At 58.7% G+C, this 15,371-nt stretch carries 14 protein-coding genes; 12 read left to right on the forward strand and 2 right to left on the reverse strand.

Annotated features, from left to right (window positions below):
- Window positions 1-30: 30 nt before the first annotated feature.
- The 3 genes from glpK to glpD all read left to right on the forward strand — a co-directional run bounded on the left by glpK (window position 31) and on the right by glpD (window position 4,381).
- A complete protein-coding gene (gene glpK, locus ACMXYJ_RS27845; protein ID WP_129438040.1) occupies window positions 31-1,536 on the forward strand; it encodes a glycerol kinase GlpK in 1,506 nt (501 codons plus the stop codon).
- Between the two features lie 239 nt (window positions 1,537-1,775).
- Window positions 1,776-2,531 (forward strand): DeoR/GlpR family transcriptional regulator, encoded by a 756-nt coding sequence (locus ACMXYJ_RS27850; protein ID WP_007916700.1) that lies wholly within the window; start codon window positions 1,776-1,778, stop codon window positions 2,529-2,531.
- Between the two features lie 311 nt (window positions 2,532-2,842).
- A complete protein-coding gene (gene glpD / locus ACMXYJ_RS27855; RefSeq protein ID WP_415757720.1) occupies window positions 2,843-4,381 on the forward strand; it encodes a glycerol-3-phosphate dehydrogenase in 1,539 nt (512 codons plus the stop codon).
- Window positions 4,382-4,443: 62 nt separating this feature from the next.
- On the opposite strand, the gene ACMXYJ_RS27860 is transcribed toward glpD, so the two are convergent.
- Window positions 4,444-5,331: a LysR family transcriptional regulator gene (locus ACMXYJ_RS27860; protein ID WP_415760816.1), complete on the reverse strand. Its 888-nt coding sequence runs from the start codon at window positions 5,329-5,331 to the stop codon at window positions 4,444-4,446.
- Window positions 5,332-5,436: 105 nt separating this feature from the next.
- Between ACMXYJ_RS27860 and ACMXYJ_RS27865 the strand changes: the two genes are divergently transcribed.
- The 9 genes from ACMXYJ_RS27865 to ACMXYJ_RS27905 all read left to right on the forward strand — a co-directional run bounded on the left by ACMXYJ_RS27865 (window position 5,437) and on the right by ACMXYJ_RS27905 (window position 14,506).
- Complete coding sequence (locus ACMXYJ_RS27865; RefSeq protein WP_415757721.1) at window positions 5,437-6,804, forward strand: MFS transporter; 1,368 nt, start codon at window positions 5,437-5,439, stop codon at window positions 6,802-6,804.
- A complete protein-coding gene (locus tag ACMXYJ_RS27870; RefSeq protein ID WP_415757722.1) occupies window positions 6,785-7,195 on the forward strand; it encodes a DUF4440 domain-containing protein in 411 nt (136 codons plus the stop codon). Before ACMXYJ_RS27865 ends, ACMXYJ_RS27870 begins: the two co-directional genes overlap by 20 nt.
- Before the next feature lie 321 nt (window positions 7,196-7,516).
- Complete coding sequence (locus ACMXYJ_RS27875) at window positions 7,517-8,431, forward strand: glutamate/aspartate ABC transporter substrate-binding protein (protein ID WP_415757723.1); 915 nt, start codon at window positions 7,517-7,519, stop codon at window positions 8,429-8,431.
- A 192-nt stretch (window positions 8,432-8,623) separates the two neighbouring features.
- Window positions 8,624-9,370 carry an amino acid ABC transporter permease gene (locus ACMXYJ_RS27880; protein WP_415757724.1) on the forward strand — a complete coding sequence of 249 codons (747 nt, stop codon included), beginning with the start codon at window positions 8,624-8,626 and terminating at the stop codon, window positions 9,368-9,370.
- Window positions 9,370-10,041 carry an amino acid ABC transporter permease gene (locus ACMXYJ_RS27885; RefSeq protein WP_095132566.1) on the forward strand — a complete coding sequence of 224 codons (672 nt, stop codon included), beginning with the start codon at window positions 9,370-9,372 and terminating at the stop codon, window positions 10,039-10,041. The genes ACMXYJ_RS27880 and ACMXYJ_RS27885 overlap by 1 nt, the downstream gene beginning before the upstream one ends.
- Window positions 10,038-10,772 (forward strand): amino acid ABC transporter ATP-binding protein, encoded by a 735-nt coding sequence (locus ACMXYJ_RS27890; protein WP_074874020.1) that lies wholly within the window; start codon window positions 10,038-10,040, stop codon window positions 10,770-10,772. Before ACMXYJ_RS27885 ends, ACMXYJ_RS27890 begins: the two co-directional genes overlap by 4 nt.
- Before the next feature lie 169 nt (window positions 10,773-10,941).
- Window positions 10,942-12,843, forward strand: a complete 1,902-nt coding sequence (locus ACMXYJ_RS27895) for a sensor histidine kinase (RefSeq protein ID WP_415757725.1) — start codon at window positions 10,942-10,944, stop codon at window positions 12,841-12,843.
- Between the two features lie 44 nt (window positions 12,844-12,887).
- Window positions 12,888-14,168, forward strand: a complete 1,281-nt coding sequence (locus ACMXYJ_RS27900; RefSeq protein ID WP_415760817.1) for a sigma-54-dependent transcriptional regulator — start codon at window positions 12,888-12,890, stop codon at window positions 14,166-14,168.
- An 8-nt stretch (window positions 14,169-14,176) separates the two neighbouring features.
- On the forward strand, window positions 14,177-14,506 hold the full coding sequence (locus tag ACMXYJ_RS27905; protein WP_415760818.1) for a GlpM family protein: 330 nt from the start codon (window positions 14,177-14,179) through the stop codon (window positions 14,504-14,506).
- Between the two features lie 118 nt (window positions 14,507-14,624).
- On the opposite strand, the gene ACMXYJ_RS27910 is transcribed toward ACMXYJ_RS27905, so the two are convergent.
- Entirely contained in the window at window positions 14,625-15,290 is a 666-nt protein-coding gene (locus ACMXYJ_RS27910; RefSeq protein ID WP_415757726.1) for a DsbA family oxidoreductase, read from the reverse strand.
- Window positions 15,291-15,371 lie beyond the last annotated feature (81 nt).

Raw genomic sequence — 15,371 nt, forward strand, 5'->3', positions numbered from 1 at the left:
CTCTCCCTTTTTTCGTCCAAGGCAATCGACATGACCGACACTCAGAATAAGAACTACATCATTGCCCTCGATCAGGGTACGACCAGCTCCCGCGCGATCATTTTCGACCGCGACGCGAACGTGGTCTGCACCGCCCAGCGCGAATTCGCACAGCATTACCCGCAAGCCGGCTGGGTTGAACACGACCCGATGGAAATCTTCGCTACCCAAAGCGCCGTGATGGTCGAGGCCCTGGCTCAAGCCGGCCTGCATCACGATCAGGTTGCGGCCATCGGTATCACCAACCAGCGCGAAACCACCGTGGTCTGGGACAAGACCACCGGCCGCCCGATCTACAACGCGATCGTCTGGCAGTGCCGCCGCAGCACCGAGATCTGCCAGCAACTCAAGCGCGACGGTCACGAGCAATACATCAGCGAAACCACCGGCCTGGTCACCGACCCGTACTTCTCCGGCACCAAGCTCAAGTGGATCCTCGACAACGTCGAAGGCAGCCGCGAACGTGCGCGCAAAGGCGAGCTGTTGTTCGGCACCATCGACAGCTGGCTGATCTGGAAATTTACCGGCGGCAAAGTGCACGTCACCGACTACACCAACGCCTCGCGCACCATGCTCTTCAACATCCACACGCTGGAGTGGGACGCGAAGATGCTGGAGGTGCTGGATATTCCGCGCGAGATGCTGCCGGAAGTTAAATCCTCGTCGGAAATCTATGGCCACACTAAAAGCGGCATCGCCATCGGCGGTATCGCGGGTGACCAGCAAGCAGCCCTGTTCGGCCAGATGTGCGTCGAGCCAGGCCAGGCGAAAAACACCTACGGCACCGGCTGCTTCCTGCTGATGAACACCGGCGACAAAGCCGTGAAGTCCAAGCACGGCATGCTCACCACCATCGCTTGCGGCCCGCGCGGCGAAGTGGCTTACGCGCTGGAAGGTGCTGTGTTCAATGGTGGCTCCACCGTTCAATGGCTGCGTGATGAACTGAAAATCATCAACGACGCCCACGACACCGAATACTTTGCCAACAAGGTCAAGGACAGCAACGGCGTGTACCTGGTGCCGGCCTTTACCGGCCTGGGTGCTCCGTACTGGGACCCGTATGCCCGTGGCGCGCTGTTCGGCCTGACTCGCGGCGTACGCGTGGATCACATCATTCGCGCAGCCCTTGAGTCGATTGCCTACCAGACCCGCGACGTTCTGGACGCCATGCAACAGGATTCCGGCGAACGCTTGAAATCCCTGCGTGTCGACGGCGGTGCGGTGGCGAACAACTTCCTGATGCAATTCCAGGCCGACATCCTCGGCACTCAGGTCGAGCGTCCGCAAATGCGCGAAACCACCGCACTGGGCGCGGCGTACCTGGCCGGTCTGGCGTGTGGCTTCTGGGGCAGCCTGGATGAGTTGCGCGGCAAGGCGGTGATCGAGCGCGAATTCGAACCGACCCTGGACGAAACCGCGAAGGAAAAACTCTACGCCGGCTGGAAAAAAGCCGTCAGCCGCACCCGCGATTGGGAACCGCATGAAGGCGCTGAATAAGCCGAGCTGAGTATTCGTATCTGTATGTCCAAATAGCGTGAAAGCGTAGCGAGCGAAGGTAAGACAAGGCAAAAACAGGCGAGGACGCGGAGTTTACGAGGTTGTAAATGAGCAGTCCGAGCCTGTTTTTAACGCAGGATTGCCGAGCGCAGTAGCTTTCACGTTATTTGGAAACTGGTAGGGAGCAGATTCCTGCGTCATCATGGGCAAATTTTGCACGGCAGCCCAAAGGAAGCCCCATGAATCTGCCTCCCCGTCAGCAGCAAATCCTCGAACTGGTCCGCGAACGCGGCTATGTCAGCATCGAGGAAATGGCTACGCTGTTCGTCGTTACACCGCAAACCATCCGCCGCGATATCAATCAGCTCGCGGAAGCTAATTTGTTGCGTCGCTACCACGGCGGCGCAGCCTACGATTCCAGCGTCGAAAACACCGCCTACGCCATGCGTGCGGATCAGATGCGCGATGAAAAGCAGCGTATCGGCGAAGCCATTGCGGCTCAAATCCCCGATCACGCCTCGCTGTTCATCAATATCGGTACCACCACCGAATCCATCGCCCGGGCGCTGCTCAATCACAATCACCTGAAGATCATCACTAACAACCTGCACGTGGCTTCGATGCTCAGCGCCAAGGACGACTTCGACGTTCTGCTGACCGGTGGCAATGTGCGGCGTGACGGCGGTGTGGTCGGTCAGGCCAGTGTCGACTTCATTAACCAGTTCAAGGTTGATTTCGCCCTGGTCGGCATCAGCGGTATCGATGAAGACGGCAGTCTGCTGGACTTCGACTATCAGGAAGTTCGGGTGTCCCAGGCGATCATCGCCAATGCCCGACAGGTCATCCTCGCGGCGGATTCCAGCAAATTCGGGCGCAACGCCATGATTCGTCTGGGGCCGATCAGCTTGATTGATTGCCTGGTGACCGATCAGCAGCCTGTGCCGGCATTGGCGCAGTTGTTGAGTCAGCACAAGATTCGTCTGGAAGTCGTTTAACCCCCCTCACACATTCGTCGACTGTACCGACGCTATCGCGAGCAAGCTCGCTCCCACAGGTTATGCGCAATCCTTGTGGGAGCGAGCTTGCTCCGGGCGGCGTTCCGACGATGACATTAGCCCAAGCAACACACCTCTTGGCGCCCTCTCGCGCCTCTAAATGTTCGAAAATATTCCTTTGACGGCCCTTCGATCAGTATTTTCAATCGAAGTTAACTGGCTGTGGGCGACTTTATGGGCTACCATTTTCGCAAATGAACATTAATGTTCGAATTCCAATACGGAAAATCATAAAAGCCCGAGGCTAGCCGATGCCCACTTCTACCTTGCCTACGCCCCCTCTCGCTGAGATCTACGATATCGCCGTCATCGGTGGCGGGATCAATGGCGTGGGGATCGCAGCGGATGCCGCCGGTCGCGGTCTTTCGGTGTTTCTATGCGAAAAAGACGACCTGGCCAGCCACACTTCGTCGGCCAGCAGCAAGCTGATCCACGGTGGCCTGCGCTACCTCGAACATTACGAATTCCGTCTGGTGCGCGAAGCCCTGGCCGAACGCGAAGTGCTGCTGGCCAAGGCCCCGCACATCGTCAAACAGATGCGCTTCGTGCTGCCGCACCGCCCGCACCTGCGTCCGGCCTGGATGATCCGTGCAGGTCTGTTCCTTTATGACCACCTCGGCAAACGGGAAAAACTCGAAGGCTCGAAAAGCCTGAAGTTCGGCCCGGACAGCCCGCTGAAAAGCGAAATCACCAAAGGCTTCGAATACTCCGATTGCTGGGTCGACGATGCTCGCCTGGTGGTGCTGAACGCCATGGCCGCCCGCGAAAAAGGCGCCCACGTTCACACCCAGACCCGTTGCGTCAGCGCCCGTCGCACCAAGGGAATGTGGCACCTGCATCTGGAACGCGCCGATGGCAGTCTGTTTTCGATCCGCGCCAAGGCACTGGTAAACGCCGCCGGCCCTTGGGTCGCCAAGTTCATTCGTGACGACCTGAAGATGGAATCGCCGTACGGCATCCGTCTGATCCAGGGCAGCCACCTGATCGTGCCGAAACTGTACGAAGGCGAACATGCGCACATTCTGCAAAACGAAGATCAGCGCATCGTCTTCACCATTCCGTACCTGAACCACTTCACCCTGATCGGCACCACCGACCGCGAGTACACCGGCGATCCGGCTGCAGTTGCGATCACTGAAGGCGAAACCGATTACCTGTTGAAAGTGGTCAACTCCCATTTCAAGAAACGCATCAGCCGCGACGATATCCTGCACAGTTATTCCGGTGTTCGTCCGCTGTGTAACGACGAATCCGACAACCCGTCGGCCGTCACCCGCGACTACACCCTGGCGTTGTCGGGCACTGGCGAAGAAGCGCCGCTGCTGTCGGTGTTCGGCGGAAAGCTGACCACCTACCGCAAACTGGCCGAGTCGGCGCTGGCGCAACTGGCTCCGTACTTCAAGGACATCAAGCCGAGCTGGACCGCCAAAGCCACCCTGCCGGGCGGTGAAGACATGACCACCCCGCAAGCCTTGTGCGCCTTGATCCGTGACAAGTTCGACTGGGTGCCGACCGAAATCGCCCGCCGCTGGGCCACCACCTACGGCAGCCGCACCTGGCGCATGCTGGAAGGCGTGCAGAATCTCGGCGATATGGGCGAACACATCGGCGGCGGGCTCTACACCCGCGAAGTCGATTACCTGTGCAGCGAAGAGTGGGCAACCACCGCGCACGATATCCTGTGGCGCCGTAGCAAGCTGGGGTTGTTCACCACCCCGGCGGAACAGCAGAAACTGGCGGATTACCTGAGCAAGGTCGAGCAGAACCGCAGCAAGATCGAAGCGGCCTGACCCCTAATCCGCTTAAATGAAAGCCCCTGAATCTCACGATTCAGGGGCTTTTTTGTAGGCGCTTACTGCGCCAGATGCAGCAACAGGAAATCAATGAACGCCCTCGATTTGTGGGGCAAATGCGGGCTGCTGGGAAACACCACGTTGACGGACTGCGAGGGCAGCGAATAGTCGGGCAACAACCGGATCAGCCGCTCGCTGGCGATGTCGTCCTTGACCACCCACGCGGGCAGCACCGAGACGCCTAGCGACGACAACGTCATGGAACGGATGGCCGTGGAAGAATTGGATTCAAACTGATTGATCCCATTGATCTCGACATCACCCAATTGCGGATGGCGCAGCGTCCATTGAGTGGGCGCCTGCAGGTTGCTATTGGCAATCCACGGCACCGCATTCAGGTCCTGAGGTTTTTGCACTGGGTGACGCGCAAGGAACGTCTTGGTAGCCACCAGGACAATCTCATAATCCGCCAGTTTACGGCTCTTGAATGCAGAGTCCGCCAAGTTGCCTAAACGGATGACCAGGTCTAACTTTTCCGCCACCAGATCATTGAGTGACGAGTTAAAGTTATAACAGAGTTTTATTTCCGGATAGCGCTCTATAAATTGCGGTATCAACGGAAGAATATAGGCCTCGCCGTATTCACTGGTGGAACTGAAGCGTAACTTGCCGGACACCCGATTATGCCCTTTTAATACATTATCGAAGGCAATATCGATATCCGCGACAATACCTTTGAATTCTTCATAAAAATCCTGGCCTATTTCGGTGAGGGATATGTTTCGGGTATTTCGAATCAACAACGTCGCTGACAGCACATCCTCCAGCGCCTTGACATGCAGGCTGGCCATGGCTTTGCTGATGCTCAGGTAATTGGCAGCCTTGGTGTAAGAACCAAAATCGACCACGGCCAAAAATGTCTGGACCCGATTAAGATGAGTGTGCATCGCGATATGGCTCACTGTTAAATCCCGTCAAACATTGTTTCAAGGATAGTCGTATCGACAGTTCAAGTCCACCGCCCCTATGCTTTGCGACAAAGGGGAAACAACATGACCTATCGCTACAAAGTTGCGCTGATATTTCTGATCGGCTTTTTTATAGACTGCATTAACATCTTTATGTCGGCGGTCGCATTACCGAGTATATCGGCGGCGTTGCACGTTAGTTCTTCAGACGTTGCCTGGGTGGCTAATGCTTATATTCTGGGACTGACACTGATTATCCCGGTCAGCACCTGGCTGGCCGGTCGTTTTGGCAGCCGGGAAATCCTCACCGCCTCGATGATCGTATTCACAGGCTCCGTGTGGATGTGTGGGCTGGCCAACAGTTTCAACGAACTGGTGATCTGGCGCTTCGTCCAAGGCGTTGGCGGCGGACTGTTGATTCCTGTCGGCCAGGCGCTGACGTTCAACCTGTTCAAGGGTGAGCAGCGGGCGAAAATATCCACATTGGTCATGGCCGTTGCCATGATAGCGCCCGCCATTTCACCGACCATCGGCGGCGTCATCGTCGACAGCAGCTCCTGGCGCTGGGTGTTCTACAGCAACATCCCGTTCTCGCTGATCGCGGCATTGCTGTCCTGGTTCTGGATCAACGAAGCGCGCCCGACAAGTTTGCCCAGACCCGACATCAAGGGCTTGCTGCTGGTCAGCGCAGCACTCGGCAGCCTGCTGATGGGAATGTCGTTGTATGGCGGCGACGCTCCGGCAGGGGTGGCCGCCCTCTTCGTCATGGCCGGCGTCGCTTTCGTCGTGCTGTACGGGCTGCACTACCGCACCTGCAAAAACCCGATCATTGAACTGAGCCTGCTCAAAAGCAAAAAACTCAGCACCTCCATCTTTATCTATTACGCGATTCCCGGTGTGTTCACGGGGGTCAACTTGATGAGCATCTTCTTCCTGCAAAACACCCTGCACTTCAGCGCCCGACTGACAGGGATGTTCATGATCCTCTACGCCATCGGCGCGTTCATCTCGATGCTGGTCTGTGGCCGGGTCTATAACCGGATGGGCGCGAAGCGGCTGTTTGCCCTCGGCATGCTCTTGCACAGCGCCGGCATCGCCACCCTGTTACTGGTGAACGATCCCTCAGACTTTCTGGTGATTATCATCGCCTACAGCTTGATGGGGATCGGCGGAGGCATCGGTGCCAACACAGCACAAACCACGTCGCTGATGGACTTCGAGGGCAGTGACACCCACAAGGCCAGTGTCATCTGGAACATCAACCGACAGATGTCATTCAGCATCGGCGCAGCCCTCTTCCTGATGGTTTTCAACCTGCTCTTGAAGCATTTCGATACCACCCAGGCGTACCACGTTACCTTCGCCATCGCCGCGCTGGCGGGCCTGTTTCCACTCTTTCAACTGAGTCAGTTGAACACTCAAAAGGACTGTCATGCACAACAAAATAGTTGAACAGGCGCACCACAGCATTCATCACGTGCACGCGTTGATCCACACCCTGTTCATCGATTCAAACGGTGAGGGGCAGGCCGCTTTCGAGCCGCTGATGTCGGCATTCGCCGAGCACTTCACCATGGTCACCACTTCGGCCGCCATTGTCAGCCGGGCGATGGTCGAACAGATGTTCAAAGGTGCAGTCGGCGCCAAGCCAGGCCTGGAGATCGTCATCAGCGACCTGCAGACGGTCTGGCAGGAAGGCAACAGCGTGGCGATCCGCTACAAGGAAACCCATCGCCTCGACCAGCGCGAAAGCACACGGGTTTCGGTGGCGATCATTGGCATCCATCACCACAACGCCCAATGGACCTACCTGCATGAAACGCCGCTAAGCCAGGAAAGCTGATTCTTATATGAACGGCACGATCACTGGCTCTTATCTGGCCAATAGGCGTTAGCGGCCGCAAACACCATTCGGTTTTCCGAACGCGACCTGTCGGTCGATTCGGTTAACCGGATTCCCCCAACCTCAAAAACCTCGCCATAAATATTTAATCCCCTTATAAATCAATAAGTTGATCTATTCGGCCTGGCCTGGCACGAGTCATGCTCTACACTCTTGGACGAATGACCGCTGCGCCAACCCTTCAGGAGCCGGCAAGCATTCGAAGCACAAAAAAGGGCCGATGAACTGGCTCCATATAAAAACAATGTCGAGGAAAATTTGATGCGCATCGTTCCCCATCTCCTGGGCGCAGCCATTGCTGCCGCTCTGATCAGCACTCCAGTTTTCGCCGCCGAACTCACCGGCACCCTGAAGAAGATCAAAGAGTCCGGCGTTATCACCCTCGGGCATCGTGACGCTTCCATTCCGTTTTCCTACATCGCGGACGCTTCCGGCAAACCGGTTGGCTACTCCCACGATATTCAGCTGAAAATCGTTGAAGCCATCAAAAAGGACCTGGACATTCCGAACCTCCAGGTCAAATACAACCTCGTGACTTCGCAAACCCGTATCCCGCTGGTGCAGAACGGCACCGTGGACGTCGAGTGCGGTTCCACCACCAACAACGTCGAGCGTCAGCAGCAAGTTGACTTCTCCGTCGGCATCTTCGAAATCGGCACCAAGCTGCTGGCCAAGAAAGATTCGCCGTACAAAGACTTCGCCGATCTCAAAGGCAAGAACGTCGTGACCACCGCCGGCACCACGTCCGAGCGCATCCTCAAGTCGATGAACGCTGACAAGCAGATGGGCATGAACGTCATCTCCGCCAAAGACCACGGCGAGTCCTTCAACATGCTGGAAAGCGGCCGCGCCGTGGCTTTCATGATGGACGACGCCTTGCTGGCCGGTGAAATGGCCAAGGCCAAGAAGCCAACCGATTGGTCCGTGACCGGTACTGCACAATCCTACGAAATCTACGGCTGCATGGTCCGCAAGGGCGACGCACCGTTCAAGAAGGCTGTGGATGACGCGATCATCGCGACCTACAAATCGGGCGAGATCAACAAGATCTACGAAAAATGGTTCATGCAGCCAATCCCGCCAAAAAACCTGAACCTGATGTTCCCGATGAGCGACGAGCTCAAGGCCCTGATCGCCAATCCGACCGATAAAGCGGCTGACGAAAAGAAATCCTGATTTCTGACTAACCTTATCTCCTGAGAGGGCCACTGCCCTTTCAGGGATAGTCACTCCCTGCTGGCATTTCTGGAAACACTCGAACCGGTGGCTGTCGAGCCGCTCGTGTGTGCCCGACCGTCAAGGTTAGGGCGGGAACGGAGCTTCCCCAGGCGGGCATTTGTACATCGAACGATCTGAGGGGAGACCCTAATGAATTACAACTGGGACTGGGGCGTGTTCTTCAAGTCCACCGGCGTGGGCAGCGAGACGTATCTCGACTGGTACGTCTCCGGTTTGGGCTGGACCATCGCCATCGCCGTCGTGGCCTGGATCATTGCCCTGCTGCTGGGCTCGATTCTGGGCGTCATGCGCACCGTGCCGAACCGCATCGTATCGGGCATCGCGACCTGCTACGTCGAACTCTTCCGTAACGTGCCGCTGCTGGTTCAGCTGTTCATCTGGTACTTCCTGGTGCCCGATCTGCTGCCGCAGAACCTGCAGGACTGGTACAAACAGGATCTCAACCCGACCACCTCGGCTTACCTCAGCGTGGTCGTCTGCCTGGGCCTGTTCACCGCCGCTCGTGTTTGCGAACAAGTGCGTACCGGTATCCAGGCGCTGCCTCGCGGCCAGGAATCCGCCGCTCGCGCCATGGGCTTCAAGCTGCCGCAGATCTACTGGAACGTGCTGCTGCCCCAGGCTTACCGGATCATCATTCCGCCGCTCACCTCGGAATTCCTGAACGTGTTCAAGAACTCTTCGGTCGCGTCGCTGATCGGCCTGATGGAGTTGCTCGCGCAGACCAAACAGACCGCCGAGTTCTCCGCCAACCTGTTCGAAGCCTTCACCCTGGCAACGCTGATCTACTTCACCTTGAACATGGGCCTGATGCTGCTGATGCGCATGGTCGAGAAGAAAGTCGCCGTACCGGGCCTGATCTCCGTAGGGGGTAAATGATGGAATTCGACTTCTCGGGCATCATCCCGTCCCTGCCGGGTTTGTGGAACGGCATGGTCATGACCCTGCAACTGATGGCGCTGGGCGTCGTCGGCGGGATCATCCTCGGCACGATCCTGGCGCTGATGCGCCTGTCCCATAGCAAACTGCTGTCGAACATTGCCGGCGCCTACGTCAACTACTTCCGCTCGATTCCACTGCTGCTGGTCATCACCTGGTTCTACCTGGCGGTGCCGTTCGTACTGCGCTGGATCACAGGCGAAGACACCCCGATCGGCGCGTTCGCCTCCTGCATCGTGGCGTTCATGATGTTCGAAGCGGCGTACTTCTGCGAAATCGTCCGGGCCGGTGTCCAGTCGATCTCCAAGGGTCAGATGGGTGCTGCGCAAGCCTTGGGCATGACGTATAGCCAGATGATGCGGTTGATCATCCTGCCGCAAGCGTTTCGCAAGATGACCCCGCTGCTGCTGCAACAGAGCATTATCCTGTTTCAGGACACCTCGCTGGTCTACGCGGTTGGCCTGGTGGACTTCCTCAATGCCTCGCGTGCCAGCGGCGACATCATCGGTCGCTCCAACGAGTTCCTGATCTTTGCAGGTCTCACGTACTTCACAATCAGCTTTGCCGCCTCGCTGCTGGTCAAGCGTCTGCAAAAAAGGTTTGCCGTATGATCTCTATCAAGAATGTCAACAAGTGGTATGGCGACTTCCAGGTACTGACTGACTGCAGCACCGAGGTCAAAAAAGGCGAAGTGATTGTGGTGTGCGGGCCGTCCGGTTCCGGCAAATCCACCCTGATCAAATGCGTCAACGCCCTGGAACCGTTCCAGAAAGGCGACGTGGTGGTCGATGGCACGTCCATCGCCGACCCGAAGACCGACCTGCCTAAACTGCGTTCGCGCGTTGGCATGGTGTTCCAGCATTTCGAACTGTTCCCGCACCTGACCATCACCGAAAACCTGACCATCGCGCAGATCAAGGTGTTGGGCCGCAGCAAGGAAGAAGCCACCAAGAAAGGCCTGCAACTGCTTGAGCGCGTCGGGCTGTCTGCCCATGCGCATAAGCATCCGGGCCAGCTCTCCGGTGGCCAGCAACAGCGTGTGGCGATTGCCCGTGCGCTGGCGATGGACCCGATCGTCATGCTGTTCGACGAACCGACTTCGGCGCTGGACCCTGAAATGGTCAACGAAGTACTCGACGTGATGGTGCAACTGGCCCACGAAGGCATGACCATGATGTGCGTAACCCACGAAATGGGCTTCGCCCGTAAAGTGGCGGACCGGGTGATTTTCATGGACCAGGGCAAGATCATCGAAGACTGCAAGAAAGAGGAGTTCTTCGGCGACATCAACGCCCGCGCCGAGCGTACGCAGCATTTCCTCGCCAAGATTCTGCAGCACTAAAAGCTACACGGCCGCCCCTGTAGGAGCTGCCGCAGGCTGCGATCTTTTGATGTTGGCGTCAGCCCAGGCAACGATTTGCCTGCTGAACAGATCAAAAGATCGCAGCCTGCGGCAGCTCCTACACGGGATCTTCGGGGCTTGTAGTTCTGGTTGACCCAAGGCATCTGTGATGAAATGCGACCCCAATCTCTATCGCGCCGCGCCGCCATCACTCGCCGTGAAACCCCGTCTGATTCGCCATCTGTTCCTGCCGCCGCTGGTCATCGCCCTGATGATCGGATTGGGTTACCTCGGCTTCTGGGTCAGTGAACACTACGGGATTCGCAGCCTCAGCGAGAACGGCCAGCGTCAGCTCGAACTGCACGCCCGCGCCGTCGAGAGCGAGATCAGCAAGTACACCTACCTGCCCAGCCTGCTGGAACTCGAATCCAGCGTTTCGAAGCTGTTGGCCGACCCGTCGCCGGAACACCGGCAGACGGTCAATGAATACCTCGAAGGCCTGAACCGGCGCAGCCGCAGTCGGGCTATCTACGTGATGGACACCACCGGTCGTGTCATGGCCACCAGCAACTGGCGCGATGTCGACAGCTACCTGGGCGAAGACCTGTCCTTCCGCGCCTATTTCCAGAACGCCGTGCGCGGTCAGCCGGGGCGCTTCTATGGCATCGGCAGCACCAACGGCGAGCCCGGTTATTACCTGGCTCATGGCCTGGAAGAACACGGCAAGATCATCGGCGTCGCGGTGGTCAAGGTCCGCCTCGAAGCCATGGAAGAACGCTGGCAGCGCGCGCGGCTGGAAGCTTTCGTCAGCGATGAAAACGGCATCATCATTCTGTCCAGCGATCCGGCACGGCGCCTGAAATCGGTTGTGCCGCTGAGTGACGAAACAAAAGAAAAACTCGCTCGCAGCCTTCAGTACTACTGGTTCCCACTGAACGAACTGCAACCGCTGGCCCGGGAAAAACTGGCCGAAGGCGAGGAAAAACTCACCTTCCCCGCCAACAGCGAAGTGGAATCAGATGAAGAGGACATCAGCTACCTCTCGCAAACCCGCCCATTGAGCGATACCCCGTGGAATTTCACCCTGCTCACCCCCCTGCAGGATTTGCGGCGCGAAGCGATCAATCAGGGGATTCTGGTGGCAGTGGCGTTTGCCCTCGTGGCGTTCCTGCTGATCGCCTGGAACGAGCGGCGCAAGGTCATTGCCACGCGCCTCGCCGCCCGGGAAGCCTTGCAGGAAGCCAACAATCAACTGGAGCGTCGGATTACCGAACGCACCACCGACCTGCGCGCCAGCAACGAACGGCTCAAGGGCCAGATCCGCGAACGACGTGTGGCCGAAGAGACGCTACGCCGCGCCCAGGATGAACTGGTGCAGGCCGGCAAACTCGCGGCCATCGGCCAGATGTCCACCAGCATCGCCCACGAATTGAACCAGCCACTGGCGGCGCTGCGGACCTTGTCCGGCAACACCGTGCGGTTTCTGGAACGCGGTCAACTGGACGTTGCCAGCACCAACCTCAAGACCATCAACGAACTGATCGACCGCATGGGCCGGATCACCGCCAGCCTGCGTTCGTTCGCTCGCCGCGGAGACGACAAAGGTCAGGCCAGCCTCGGCAAAGCGGTGGATGCAGCCTTGCAGTTGCTCGGTGGTCGCGTGGAAAGCGCGCATCTGCAGCTGCACCGAGGCTTCGCCGATCTGCAGGTGCAGATCGACCAGACGCGCCTGGAGCAGATTCTGGTCAACCTGATCGGCAACGCCCTCGACGCCATGCAGGCACAGCCGCTGCCAGAACTGTGGCTCGAAGGCGAAGAGTTCGATGGCAAATATCGCCTTCGTGTGCGCGACAACGGCCACGGCATCGACGCCGAAGCGCGCAAGCATTTGTTCGAACCGTTCTTCACCACCAAACCCGGCGAACAGGGCCTGGGCCTCGGCCTGACCCTTTCCGCCAGCCTGGCCGCCGCCACCGGCGGGCACCTGGGTGTCGAGCACCCGGCCAGCGGTGGTACCACCTTCGTCCTCAGTTTACCGTTGGTAAGCCCCACTCACGCCGAGCCAATATGAACAACGACCTTAGTGTGCTGATCGTCGAAGACGACCCCCATGTGCTGCTCGGCTGCCAACAGGCGCTGACCCTGGAAGACATTCCCTGCGTGGGTGTCGGCAGCGCCGAAGAAGCGCTGGAGCGAGTCGGCGATAACTTCGCCGGCATCGTCATCAGCGACATCCGCCTGCCGGGTATCGATGGCCTGGAATTACTGACCCGACTCAAGGCCCGCGATCGCAGCCTGCCGGTGGTGCTGATCACCGGTCACGGCGACATCTCCATGGCGGTCGGTGCGATGCAGAAAGGCGCCTATGACTTCATGGAGAAGCCTTTCTCCCCCGAACGTCTGGTCGATGTGGCACGCCGTGCGCTGGAGCAACGCAGCCTCGCGCGGGAAGTCTTTTCGTTGCGTCGGCAACTGGCGGAGCGGGATTCCCTCGAAGGCCGGATCATCGGCCGCTCGCCCGCCATGCAGAACCTGCGGGATTTGATCGCCAACGTCGCCGATACCTCGGCCAACGTGCTGATCGAAGGCGAGACCGGCACCGGCAAGGAACTGGTCGCACGCTGCCTGCACGACTTCAGCCGGCGGCACACCAAGCAGTTCGTCGCGCTGAACTGCGGCGGCCTGCCGGAGAACCTGTTCGAAAGCGAAATCTTCGGCCATGAAGCCAACGCCTTCACTGGCGCCGGCAAGCGGCGGATCGGCAAGATCGAACACGCCGACGGCGGCACGCTGTTCCTCGACGAAGTGGAAAGCATGCCGCTGCCGCTGCAAATCAAACTGCTGCGGGTATTGCAGGAACGCACCCTGGAACGCCTCGGCTCGAACCAGAGCGTGGCGGTGGATTGCCGGGTGATCGCGGCGACCAAGTCTGATCTGGATGAGTCGAGCAAGGCTGGCGAGTTTCGCAGCGACCTGTATTACCGCTTGAACGTGGTGACCCTCGAGTTACCGCCGTTGCGCGAACGCCGCGAAGACATCCTGCAATTGTTCGAGCACTTCCTGCAGCAATCGTCCCTGCGCTTCGACCGTGCCGTGCCAGACCTGGACAACCAGACCCTGTCGAATCTGATGAGCCACGACTGGCCGGGCAACGTTCGGGAATTGCGCAACGTCGCCGAGCGTTTTGCCCTCGGTCTGCCAGCCTTCAAGAAATCCGGCGCCAGCGGCAGCAATCAGGGCCTGGCCTTCGCCGAAGCGGTAGAAGCGTTTGAACGCAACCTGCTGAACGACGCTTTGCAGCGCAGCGGCGGCAACCTGACTCAGGCCAGCCTGGAACTGGGGATGGCCAAGACCACGCTGTTCGACAAAGTGAAGAAGTACGGGCTGAGCCACTGATGGACCTGATCCTTAAAGCAACCCTGGGCGCGGCCGTGGTGGTGATCCTCGCCGCGCTGGCCAAAACCAAAAACTATTACATCGCCGGATTGGTGCCGCTGTTTCCGACCTTTGCGCTGATTGCGCATTACATCGTCGGCAAGGGTCGTTCGCTGGAAGACTTGAAGACCACCATCGTGTTTGGGATGTGGTCGATCATTCCTTACTTCATCTACCTGGCGACGTTGTATGTGGTGGTGGACCGGATGCGGCTGGAGGCTTCACTCGCGGTGGCGGCGGTGGCTTGGTTGATGGCGGCTACGGTGTTGGTCACGGTTTGGGTCCGCCTCCACGCCTGACTTTTGATCGTTCCCACGCTCTGCGTGGGAATGCAGCCCGTGACGCTCCGCGTCACTGGACGCGGAGCGTCCCCAGAGCCATTCCCACGCGGGAGCGTGGGAACGATCTCCGGTCAGGTCAGCTCACCGTCCCGCCCTTCGCTTCACCCATGATCTGCCGAATCGCCCCGACAAACGTCTCCACCGGCTGCCCGCCAGTAACGGCGTACTGCCCGTTGAAAACAACGGTCGGCACCGAACTGACGCCTCGCGACAGCCACAGCTGCTCTTCCTCACGAACTTCTTTGGCGAACTCGTCCGACGCCAGAATCGCCTCGGCCCGCGACCGGTCCAGCCCCACGTTTTCGGCGATCTGCGCCAACTGCCCATGGTCGGACGGATTGCCGCCCTCGGTGAAATACGCCTTGAACAGCGCCTCTTTCAGATTGAACTGCAACCCTTCCAGTCCCGCCCAGAACAGCAAGCGGTGGGCGTCGAAGGTGTTGTAGATGCGGCTGTTGCCGTCCGTGCGAAACGCAAACCCGACCTCGGCGCCGCGCGCGCGGATCATTTCGCGATTCTTCTGGGATTGCTCGGGCGTCGAGCCGTATTTTTCGGTGATGTGCTCGGTGATGTTCTGTCCTTCCGGGCCCATTTTCGGGTTCAGTTCGAACGGCTGGAAACGGATCTCGGCCTGCACTTCGTCGCCCAGCAAATCCAGGGCCCGGGTCAGGCCGTAGAGGCCGACGACGCACCAGGGGCAGGACACGTCGCTGACGAAATCGATTTTCAGGGGGGCACTCATCACACACCTCGCAGACTGGAACGCGCCGGAAAGCTCGAACGATACACCTGACGGGGTCGAGGTGGCAGCCACTCCATTGAT

The organism is Pseudomonas arabinosi (assembly GCF_047758675.1).
GTDB lineage: Bacteria > Pseudomonadota > Gammaproteobacteria > Pseudomonadales > Pseudomonadaceae > Aquipseudomonas > Aquipseudomonas arabinosi.

Excerpts from the sequence above, each read along its gene's own strand:
- glpK (WP_129438040.1), top strand. The coding sequence starts at position 31 with ATGACCGACACTCAGAATAAGAACTACATCATTGCCCTCGATCAGGGT.
- ACMXYJ_RS27850 (WP_007916700.1), top strand. The coding sequence starts at position 1,776 with ATGAATCTGCCTCCCCGTCAGCAGCAAATCCTCGAACTGGTCCGCGAA.
- glpD (WP_415757720.1), top strand. The coding sequence starts at position 2,843 with ATGCCCACTTCTACCTTGCCTACGCCCCCTCTCGCTGAGATCTACGAT.
- ACMXYJ_RS27860 (WP_415760816.1), bottom strand. The coding sequence starts at position 5,331 with ATGCACACTCATCTTAATCGGGTCCAGACATTTTTGGCCGTGGTCGAT.
- ACMXYJ_RS27865 (WP_415757721.1), top strand. The coding sequence starts at position 5,437 with ATGACCTATCGCTACAAAGTTGCGCTGATATTTCTGATCGGCTTTTTT.
- ACMXYJ_RS27870 (WP_415757722.1), top strand. The coding sequence starts at position 6,785 with ATGCACAACAAAATAGTTGAACAGGCGCACCACAGCATTCATCACGTG.
- ACMXYJ_RS27875 (WP_415757723.1), top strand. The coding sequence starts at position 7,517 with ATGCGCATCGTTCCCCATCTCCTGGGCGCAGCCATTGCTGCCGCTCTG.
- ACMXYJ_RS27880 (WP_415757724.1), top strand. The coding sequence starts at position 8,624 with ATGAATTACAACTGGGACTGGGGCGTGTTCTTCAAGTCCACCGGCGTG.
- ACMXYJ_RS27885 (WP_095132566.1), top strand. The coding sequence starts at position 9,370 with ATGGAATTCGACTTCTCGGGCATCATCCCGTCCCTGCCGGGTTTGTGG.
- ACMXYJ_RS27890 (WP_074874020.1), top strand. The coding sequence starts at position 10,038 with ATGATCTCTATCAAGAATGTCAACAAGTGGTATGGCGACTTCCAGGTA.
- ACMXYJ_RS27895 (WP_415757725.1), top strand. The coding sequence starts at position 10,942 with ATGAAATGCGACCCCAATCTCTATCGCGCCGCGCCGCCATCACTCGCC.
- ACMXYJ_RS27910 (WP_415757726.1), bottom strand. The coding sequence starts at position 15,290 with ATGAGTGCCCCCCTGAAAATCGATTTCGTCAGCGACGTGTCCTGCCCC.